General features: G+C 32.9%; 10 protein-coding genes. All 10 read left to right on the forward strand.

The window, feature by feature from the left end:
- Position 1: 1 nt before the first annotated feature.
- The 10 genes from J2S72_RS07645 to J2S72_RS07690 all read left to right on the forward strand — a co-directional run bounded on the left by J2S72_RS07645 (position 2) and on the right by J2S72_RS07690 (position 10070).
- Positions 2–1369, forward strand: coding sequence for a L,D-transpeptidase family protein (locus tag J2S72_RS07645; protein ID WP_307495276.1), 1368 nt, complete (start codon positions 2–4; stop codon positions 1367–1369).
- A gap of 245 nt (positions 1370–1614) precedes the next feature.
- Positions 1615–1938, forward strand: coding sequence for an ATPase V (locus J2S72_RS07650; protein WP_307495277.1), 324 nt, complete (start codon positions 1615–1617; stop codon positions 1936–1938).
- Positions 1925–3871 carry a V-type ATP synthase subunit I gene (locus tag J2S72_RS07655; protein WP_307495278.1) on the forward strand — a complete coding sequence of 649 codons (1947 nt, stop codon included), beginning with the start codon at positions 1925–1927 and terminating at the stop codon, positions 3869–3871. Before J2S72_RS07650 ends, J2S72_RS07655 begins: the two co-directional genes overlap by 14 nt.
- 1 nt (position 3872) lies before the next feature.
- Positions 3873–4343 carry a V-type ATP synthase subunit K gene (locus J2S72_RS07660; protein ID WP_023055898.1) on the forward strand — a complete coding sequence of 157 codons (471 nt, stop codon included), beginning with the start codon at positions 3873–3875 and terminating at the stop codon, positions 4341–4343.
- 13 nt (positions 4344–4356) lie between these two features.
- Complete coding sequence (locus J2S72_RS07665) at positions 4357–4908, forward strand: V-type ATP synthase subunit E (protein WP_023055965.1); 552 nt, start codon at positions 4357–4359, stop codon at positions 4906–4908.
- Between the two features lie 9 nt (positions 4909–4917).
- The gene (locus J2S72_RS07670) at positions 4918–5919 is read left to right on the forward strand and encodes a V-type ATP synthase subunit C (RefSeq protein WP_307495279.1); all 1002 of its coding nucleotides are present in this window, start codon (positions 4918–4920) and stop codon (positions 5917–5919) included.
- Complete coding sequence (locus J2S72_RS07675; RefSeq protein WP_023055895.1) at positions 5912–6220, forward strand: V-type ATP synthase subunit F; 309 nt, start codon at positions 5912–5914, stop codon at positions 6218–6220. Before J2S72_RS07670 ends, J2S72_RS07675 begins: the two co-directional genes overlap by 8 nt.
- Positions 6221–6233: 13 nt before the next feature.
- Entirely contained in the window at positions 6234–8006 is a 1773-nt protein-coding gene (locus J2S72_RS07680; RefSeq protein WP_023055946.1) for a V-type ATP synthase subunit A, read from the forward strand.
- The gene (locus J2S72_RS07685; RefSeq protein ID WP_023055984.1) at positions 7999–9384 is read left to right on the forward strand and encodes a V-type ATP synthase subunit B; all 1386 of its coding nucleotides are present in this window, start codon (positions 7999–8001) and stop codon (positions 9382–9384) included. Before J2S72_RS07680 ends, J2S72_RS07685 begins: the two co-directional genes overlap by 8 nt.
- Positions 9384–10070, forward strand: a complete 687-nt coding sequence (locus tag J2S72_RS07690) for a V-type ATP synthase subunit D (RefSeq protein ID WP_307495280.1) — start codon at positions 9384–9386, stop codon at positions 10068–10070. Before J2S72_RS07685 ends, J2S72_RS07690 begins: the two co-directional genes overlap by 1 nt.
- Positions 10071–10362: the final 292 nt, after the last annotated feature.

Genomic DNA, 10362 nt, shown 5'->3' on the forward strand with positions numbered 1-10362 from the left:
GATGAAGGCAATAAAAAAATCACTTATATTCATATTTATACTTTTGCTATTTATTTATGTAGGGGGAATTTATGTATTCAGCAACTATTTTTTCCCATCTACTACAGTAAATGGTCATGATCTTGGCCTTACGAAAATAGCTGATTTAAAGAAAAATTATGATAAAATAGCCGACGAGTATTTTTTGAATATAGAATCAAAAAGGGGCAGAGAAAGAATAGATTCAAAGGATTTTGACTATGAAGATAAACTTATAGAGGACAAAGTGAGTCAAAATCCCTTTTACTGGTTTATTTCCATCTTAGTTCCCAATGAATATAATTTAAAAAATGAAAGCAATTATAATGAAGAAAAATTAGAAAAAGCAATTTTTAATTTAAGAGCCTTCAAAAACATGGAAGAACCAAAAGACGCAGAGATTATTTTTAAGGACAATAAATTTGTAATTGAAGATGAAGTTGAGGGGACAAGTTTAAAAGTTGCAGATGCTTTTAAAGAAATAAAAGAAGCTATTGAAAATGGTAAAGAAAATTTAGATTTAAACGAATTTTATTTAAAACCTAAAATATATAGAAATGATCCGGAACTTAAGAAAGTTTTAGATGAAAAAAATGAGCTGTTAAATTTAAAAATTACTTATAAATTTGGAGAAAAATCTGAAATCCTTCAAGGAGAAAAACTTGCGGATTTATATGAATTTGATGGTCAGGGTTTAATGCTTAATGGAGAAAAAGTTAAGGCATATATAAGAGGGCTTTCAAATAAATATGATACCTTTAAAAAGGACAGAAATTTTTATGCAACAAATTTAGGCCCCACTATAGTTAAAGGGGGCATATATGGTTGGCTGACAGACATAGAGGCTTCCACTAAAAGTTTGATAAATGCTTTAAATGAAAAAAAGGATAAAGAAATGACCCTTGATTATAAACTTGAAGCAAGTCAGTACGGTCCAAACGATATAGGAAGAAAATATCTTGAAATTGATTTAGCAAGGCAACACATGTGGTACTATGAAGATGGAAAATTAATTATTGAATCAGATGTAGTTACGGGCAATCCATCTAAAAATAATGGAACTCCCACGGGAACAGGACGCATTTGGTCTAAAGAAAGGGACAGATTTTTAAGCGGAGAAGACTATAAAAGTCATGTAAATTATTGGATGCCCTTTAATTGGTCTGGTTGTGGCCTTCATGATGCCACTTGGAGAAATAAATTTGGAGGACAGATTTATAAAGTTGCAGGATCTCATGGATGTGTAAACACTCCTCCTGAAAACATGAAACTTTTTTTTGAAAAAATCCCACTTAATACGCCTGTTGTTGTTTATGATTCTTCAGATCCCAATTTTAAAATTATAAAATAAATAAGTTTTTACTTTTAACCCTTCTTGTTAAGCCTAGGAAGGGTATTTTTATTTTGAAAATAGAAAACATTTTCATTTTTCATAAAAAATATGAGAAATTTGGTCCTAAATATATTTATGGATTTCCTTGGCTTTTTATATTTTTTTGCTTTATTAAATGTTATAATTAAAACAAAGAACAATAAAGGATTTAGTAATACTTATTGTTATTTTTTTAAGATATCGTTATCTTGGGAGGTGATGATGTGGCAGTTGAAGCTATTGACAAAGTTAAGGAAGCTGAAAAAAGTGCTGAGAAATTAATTGCTGATGCAAAGCAAAGAGCGGAGCAAATAATTAATGAGGCAAATTTAAAGGCCCGAGAGGAAAGGAAAAAAATAAAGGAGGAAGAAGATTTAAAAAATTCTCAAACTTTAAAAGCAGCAAGAGAAGAAGGGCAAAATAAATCGGAACCAATTTTGAAAATGGCAAAAAAGGAATCTGGAAAAATTAAAAATATTTCAGATGAAGATTTAGATTCTATTGTGGACAAAATTGTAAAGAGGTTGGTAGAGAATGGCAATAGTTAAAATGAGTAAATTCCACCTTTTTACATTTAACGAACAAAGGCAGGAATTATTAAAAGCTTTACAAAAGTTTAATCTAACAAACTTTAACGATCTTAAGGTCGCTGAAGGTGAAGATGGAATTAAAAAAGTGGAGCTTCCTGAAGAAATCATTGCTATTGATGAAAGAATCCAAGAAAGCAAATGGGCTATTGATCTTTTGAGTAAGTATCAAAAGAAAGAAGGACTTATTGAAGGTTTAACTAAAGAGCAAAAGAGTTTTACACTTGAAGATTTAAGACTTAGGGCAAACAAATATGATTTTGAAAAAAACTATAAAGACCTTAAAGACATTTATGAATCAAGAGCTCGTTATGAACAAAAAATTCAAAACGACAAAACTCTTATTGACGAATTAAAACCGTGGTCATCTATACCTATAGAGGTAAAAGAACTTAAAAATTTAAAAAGTGTAGGCGTATCTATTGGAACTATTCCTGAAAAATTCTTAAATGAACTTAAGGAAGACCTTTCAAAATTTGAGCTTGCAGAATTAGTTGAAGTTGACCGCTTGAACAAACTTTCTTACGGTCTCATTTTTTATGATAAATCCATAGAAGATCAAGTGATTGAATGTTTAAGAAAAAACTCTTTCGCACCAAGTGACATTAAGACTGATGGATATGTTAAGGATAAAATAAAAGAATTGGAAGAAAACATATCTTCTTATAGGTCTCAAATTGAAAAACTGGACAAGAGCATTGAAAAACATTGTGTAGATCTTGAAGACTTTCAGATTGTTTATGATTTTAACAAAAATGAAAAATTAAGATTGTCGGCGGAAAATAATTTTATTTCCACAGACAGGGTAAATGTTATGGAAGGATACCTTCCTACAGATAAGGTCGATGATTTTATAAAGACTATTGAAGGTGTTGTAGGAAGTAATTATTATTTTGATGTTAAAGAAGCGGATAGGGACGACAAAGATGTGCCCATTATCCTTAAAAATAATAAATTTGTAAGCGATTTTCAAATGTTGACTTCAATGTATTCTATGCCAAAATATAACGAAATAGATCCAACACCGCTTTTTGCACCTTTCTATTGGCTTTTCAGTGGAATAATGATAGGAGATGCGGGTTACGGACTTATAGTTTTAATAGCTTGTCTTATAGGCCTTAAATTTTTTAACTTAAAGAAAAGCATGAGATCCATGGTGAGATTTTTTATGTATCTTGCTATTTCAACAACTATTTGGGGACTTGTATTTGGATCTTTTTTCGGCGATACAATAAAACTGCCTGCTTTAATTGATCCGGCAACGGAATCAGTTAAAATGATAGGAATGAGTTTGATTTTCGGAACAATTCATATTTTCTTTGCTCTTGGAATCAAAGCTTATATGAACATTAGAGACAGAAATTTTATAGATTTTATATGCGATGTACTTGTTTGGTATCTTGCTTTAATTGGAATTATTCTTTGGATAATTTCAGTTGCACTTTCCTTGAGTCCAATTCTTAATAAGATAGGAATGTGGTTAACAATTATAGGTTTAATAGGCATTGCCGCAACAGGAGGCAGAGCAGAAAAATCTTTAGGAGGAAAAATCGGCTGGGGAATTTATTCAGCTTATGGAATAACATCTTATATAGGAGATTTTGTTTCATATCTTCGTCTTATGGCCCTTTGTCTGGCAGGTTCATTTATTGCAGTTGCAGTTAACATGATTGTAAGAATTTTAATTGGGGCAGGACCTCTTGGAGTTGTATTTGCAGTTATAATTTTTCTTGTATTTCAACTTTTCAATGCCTTTTTGTCCTACCTATCCGCCTATGTTCACTCTGCAAGACTTGTTTATGTAGAGATGTTTAACAAATTTTATGAAGGCGGTGGAAGACCCTTTAAAAATATGATAGAAGAGTCAAAATATTTTAACATTAAGGAGGAATAGAATGTTTTCTGAATTTTTTATAAAAAACGGTGGAATGATTTTAGGAGCGTTTGGTGTAGCTATTGCGGTAATGGTTTCAGGATCAGGCTCTGCAAAAGGAGTAGGTATGGCAGGGGAAGCTGCTGCAGGAGTTGTAATTGAAGAACCTGAAAAGTTCGGTAAATCTCTTGTACTTCAATTACTTCCTGGTACTCAAGGTCTTTATGGCTTTGTAATTGGAATTTTAATTTTATTCAGACTTTCACCTGACATGAGTTTAGGTCAAGGATTTATGCTTCTTGCAACTTCTTTACCAGTTGGCTTTGCAGGATATTTTTCTGCAATTGCTCAAGGAAAGGTTTCTGTTGCAGGTATAAACATTTTAGCTAAAAATGAAGAACAACAAGCAAAGGGAATTATTTTTGCAGTAATGGTTGAAATGTATGCAATTTTAGCTTTTGCAATTTCATTTTTAATGATGACACGTGCGTAAAGGGTGTGAGAAGGTGTCAAATTTAGACAATATTTTAGAAAAAATTAAATCCGATGCCAAAGCCCAAGCAGATTCAATTATAGAGGAAGCTGAAAAAAAGGCTCAAAGGATAATTGATGAAGCTATTGAAACTGAAAAAGATTCTGCAGCTTTAAATACAATAAAAACTAAAAGAGAGGCCGAGGCTTTAGTTGAAAAAACTTTAACCTCTGCAGAATTAAAGGCACGTGATTTAAAACTTTCTGCAAGTCAGGAAATAATAAACAAGGTCCTTGAAAGAGTAAAAGATAAACTTAAAAATCTTGACAAAGATTCTTATATTAAATATTTAAAGAGAAATCTTAAGGATTTTCAAGGTAAAGACATTGAAATTATGGTTCAAAAAGATAAGTTGGATCAAGTTAAAGCCTTGGATTTACCCTTTAAAATTTCAGATAGAACAGTTGAAAGTGGCTTTGCATTTGTTGAAAATGACCTTATTTACAATGGTGATTTTTCATCTCTTGTAGAATTTATGAGAGAAGACCTGGAAGGACAAATTGCAAGTCAATTGTCCCAAAGATAGGAGGGAAAAATGGATAGAGAAAAATTTATCCAAGTTTCTTCTACCATTAGAGTTTTGGAAAAAAAGCTGCTTAGCAAGCAGTATATGGAAAGGCTTATTGAGGCATCAAACCTTGATGAAACTCTTCGTTATTTAAGTGATTCAAACTATCAGACTTATATTAACAAACTTGATAGGATTGAAGATTATGAAGAAGCTCTAAAAATGGAAAATCAAAGATTTTTTGACGAGCTTTATTCTGTATCTAAGGACTCTCTTCCTATAGATTTAATTACTTTAAAATACCTTTATCACAATTTAAAGGTTCTTTTAAAGGAAAAAATTCAAAATGAAGATTATAGGGATATGTATATTGAAATTGGCAATATAAGAATTAAAACTTTAAGAGAGGACTTAGAAAAAGACAATAGATCCACAAGTTATGAAGAACTTTATTTAATTTGTAGAAAAGCAATAGACATCTATGAGGAAACAAAAGATCCTCAAGATATTGATATTTATATTGACAAAAAATATTTTGAAAACTTAAATGAACTTGTAGAAAAAAGTGGCATAGATCTATTTAAAAAATATTTACTTGCTTTAATTGATTTTACAAATATAAAGACTATTTTAAGGCTGAAAAAACAAGGAAAAGATCTCAATTTTTTGAAAAAAGTAATTATAGATGGTGGAAACATAAGTAAAAAAGACTATCAAGGCTATCTTAATAAAAATATAGATTCCGCATCTCCCCTTTTCCGTTCCTTAGATTCTGCAAAATATATTGCAAGGGGAATTGAAGAGTATGAAAAAACAGATTCTCTTTCAAAATTTGAACTTGAAATGGACAATTATTTAACGGGACTTGTAAAGGAAAGTAAAAAAATTACTTATGGTCCGGAAGTTGTCTTTGCTTATGGATATGCCAAAGAAATAGAGATTAAAAATTTAAGAATTATTTTAATTTCAAAACTCAACGATCTTTCACCAGATTTTATTAGAGAAAGGTTGCGTGAGACTTATGTATAAAATAGCAGTAGTCGGAGATAAAGATTCTGTTTTAGCTTTTAAGGCCCTGGGAGTTGACGTAAGAGTCGCCTACAATAAAGACGATGCACGTCATCAAGTTGACAGTCTTGCAAAAGATGGATACGGCGTAATCTTTATTACAGAACAATTAGCAAGTCTTATTGAAGAGACTATAGAAAGATATAATAGTGAAGTTGTTCCCGCTGTAATTTTAATTCCTTCCAACAAAGGTACTCTTAATATCGGAATGGATAGAATTAATAAAAATGTAGAAAAAGCAGTGGGTTCCAACATTTTATAAAGGAGGAGCTTTATTGAAAACAGGAAAAGTAATTAAAGTATCCGGACCCTTAGTAGTTGCAAGCGGTATGGAAGATGCCAATGTTTATGACGTTGTTGAAGTATCAGAAAATAAACTTATTGGTGAAATTATAGAGATGAGAGGTGACAAAGCCTCAATTCAAGTTTATGAAGAAACTACAGGTATCGGTGTTGGAGATATAGTATTAAGCACAGGTTCTCCCCTTAGCGTTGAGCTTGGACCGGGCCTTATTGAACAAATGTATGATGGTATTCAAAGGCCTCTTGAAGTTTTAAAAGATAAGGCAGGGGATTTTTTAAGAAAGGGCGTTGAAGTTAAGGCTCTTGATAGAGAAAAAGAATGGACTTTTACACCTTTAGTAAAAGTTGGAGACCCAGTGGAGGCTGGAGATGTTTTAGGAACAGTTCCAGAAACTGTTGTAGTACTTCATAAAATAATGGTACCTAATGGAATAAAGGGAAAAGTAAAAGAAATAAAAGCCGAAGGCGACTACCATGTTGATGATGTAATAGCAATTATAGAAACTGAAAAGGGCGATAAAGAACTTACCATGATTCAAAAATGGCCAGTAAGAGTTGGTAGACCCTATAAAGAAAAAATTGACCCAAACACACCACTAATCACAGGACAAAGAGTAATAGATACATTTTTCCCAGTAACGAAGGGAGGAACAGCTGCGATTCCGGGACCTTTCGGTTCAGGTAAAACAGTTGTACAACATCAACTTGCAAAATGGGCAGATGCTCAAATAGTTGTATATGTAGGTTGCGGAGAACGTGGAAATGAAATGACGGACGTTCTTATGGAATTTCCAGAACTTATAGATGCTTCAACAGGTCAATCTATAATGAAAAGAACAGTTTTAATAGCAAACACTTCAAACATGCCCGTAGCAGCCCGCGAAGCTTCAATTTACACAGGAATAACAATTTCAGAATACTATAGAGATATGGGTTATTCAGTAGCTATGATGGCGGACTCCACATCTCGTTGGGCGGAAGCTCTTCGTGAAATGAGCGGTCGTCTTGAAGAAATGCCTGGTGATGAAGGATATCCAGCATACTTGGCATCCCGTATTGCTCAGTTCTATGAAAGAGCAGGACGTGTTGTATGTAATGGAAACGATGGCAGAGAAGGAGCCCTTACAGCAATTGGGGCAGTATCTCCTCCTGGAGGAGATATTTCAGAACCGGTAAGTCAATCAACTTTAAGAATTGTAAAAGTATTTTGGAAATTAGACTATGACTTATCCTACAAGAGACATTTTCCGGCAATAAATTGGATAGATTCATATTCACTTTATCAAGCAAAAATGGATAAATATTTTGATGAGCATATAAGTAAAGAATTTTCTCAAAACAGAATAAAGGCAATGTCTCTTTTACAAGAAGAATCAGCCCTTCTTGAAATTGTAAGATTAGTAGGAAGAGATTCTCTTTCAGAAAAAGACCAATTAAAACTTGAAATAACAAAATCATTGAGAGAAGACTTTTTGCAACAAAATGCCTTCCACGACATAGACACATTCTGTTCTCTTGAAAAACAAGACAAGATGATGAAAGCTATTTTGAAATTTTACCAAGAAGCCTTAAAAGCTCTTGATAAAGGTATATATTTAAGTGAAATTGAAAAGATGCCAGTAAGAGAAAGAATTACAAGAGCAAAAAACATTCCAGAAGATCAATTGGAAAAATTAGATCAACTTATGGATAAGATAGAAGAAGATATGGAAGAATTAATAAAAGGGGGCAGACAAGATGCTTAAAGAATATAAATCAGTAGTTGAAGTAGTCGGCCCTTTGATGACGGTAGAAGGCGTAGAAGGAGTAACCTATGAAGAACTAGTGGACATAGAACTTCAAAACGGAGAAAAAAGAAGAGGCCGTGTAATAGAAGTTAATGGCGACAAAGCCATGGTCCAAATCTTTGAAGGTTCTGCAGGAATAAACCTAAAAGAAACAAAGGTAAGATTTTTAGGAAGACCCTTGGAACTTGGAGTAAGTCCCGATATGATAGGAAGAGTTTTTGACGGATTAGGACAACCTATAGACAACGGACCTAAAATAATACCAGAGAAAAAACTTGATATAAACGGAATGCCTATAAATCCTGCAAGTCGTGACTACCCATCTGAATTTATACAAACAGGAATCTCTACAATAGATGGACTAAACACTCTTGTAAGAGGACAAAAACTTCCTATATTTTCAGGATCAGGACTTCCTCATAATAACGTAGCCGCACAAATAGCAAGACAAGCAAAAGTATTGGGATCAGGAGAAAAATTTGCCGTAGTATTTGCAGCCATGGGTATAACCTTTGAAGAAGCACAATTTTTTATTGATGACTTTACAGAAACGGGAGCAATAGACAGGGCAGTACTGTTTGTAAACCTTGCAGATGACCCGGCAATAGAAAGACTTGCGACTCCAAAAATGGCCTTAACTTGTGCAGAATATTTAGCATTTGACTTGGGAATGCACGTACTTGTAATCCTAACAGACATGACAAACTATGCAGAAGCCCTTCGTGAAGTATCAGCAGCAAGAAAAGAAGTACCAGGTCGTAGAGGATATCCAGGTTATCTATACACAGACCTTTCAACAATTTATGAAAGAGCCGGAAAAATAAAAGGAAAACCTGGTTCAATAACACAAATACCAATATTGACCATGCCTGAAGACGATATAACCCACCCAATACCAGACTTAACAGGTTATATAACAGAAGGACAAATAATCTTATCAAGAGAACTTTACAAACAAGGCATAGAACCTCCGATAAATGCAATTCCATCCCTATCAAGACTTAAAGACAAGGGAATAGGAAAAGGCAAAACTCGAGAAGACCATGCAGACACAATGAACCAAATATATGCAGGCTACACATCAGGAAAAGACGCAAAAGAATTAGCAGTAATATTAGGAGAATCAGCCCTATCTGATTCAGATAAGGCCTTTGCAAAATTTGCAACAAAATTTGAAGAAAAATATGTAAATCAAGGATATTACACAAACAGAACTATAGAAGACACTTTAAACACAGGTTGGGATTTATTAAAAATAATACCAAGAAGCGAACTCAAGAGAATAAGCGACAAGTTGCTTGACAAATATCTTTCCGGTGGAGGAGTTGAAAATTAATGGCAATACTCAAAGTCAACCCCACAAGGATGAATTTATCAACCTTAAAGGGAAGATTGGAAACTTCAACACGAGGTCACAAACTTTTAAAAGACAAGCAAGATGAATTAATGCGCAGATTTATAGACATTATAAAAGAAAACAAAAAACTTCGTGAAGATGTAGAAAAAGAACTAGCCGGCTCCTTTTCAGATTTTCTTCTTGCCTCAGCCTTAATGAGCCCTGAAATGTTAAAAGAAGCAGTAGCCATGCCTACAAGAACAACAAAAGTTGACATTAAAACAAAAAACGTAATGAGTGTAGAAATACCGGTAATGAAATTTCAAAGTGAAAAACTATCAGAAACAGGGTCTTTCTATCCTTACGGATATAGCCAAACCACATCTGATCTTGACGATGCCATAGACAAACTCAACAAAGTAATGGACAGACTTTTAGAACTTGCCCAGATAGAAAAATCATCACAACTAATGGCAGATGAAATAGAAAAGACCAGAAGGCGTGTAAATGCTCTGGAATACAAAACAATACCCGATTTACAAGACACAATAAAATTCATAAGACAGAAATTAGACGAAAATGAAAGAGCAAACATAACAAGGCTTATGAAAGTAAAAGACATAATATCAAAAGAAGAAACAAAAGAGCCGAAAGTTGAAAGAAAAACAGAAGAAATAACAATTTAAAAACAAAAAAGAGATTGCAAAAGCAGTCTCTTTTTTAATAGGAAAAAAATGATAAAAAAAGAGAAAAAAATAAAAAGAAAAAAGAAAATAAACAATTGACACAAGAAAAATAACATGATAATATAACATACAGCCACAAAAAAAGGCTGAAAAGATACGAAAAAAATACTAAAAAAAGACAAAAAAAACCTTGACAGAAAAAAGTATTTGCCGTATACTAAATAAGCTGTCTAAAAAAAGACAGCAAGAACCAAGAAAAATAAATAGTGTGAAGAGAATAAAACAAACACAA

This window comes from Peptoniphilus koenoeneniae, assembly GCF_030812875.1.
GTDB classification, from domain to species: Bacteria; Bacillota; Clostridia; order Tissierellales; family Peptoniphilaceae; genus Peptoniphilus_B; species Peptoniphilus_B koenoeneniae.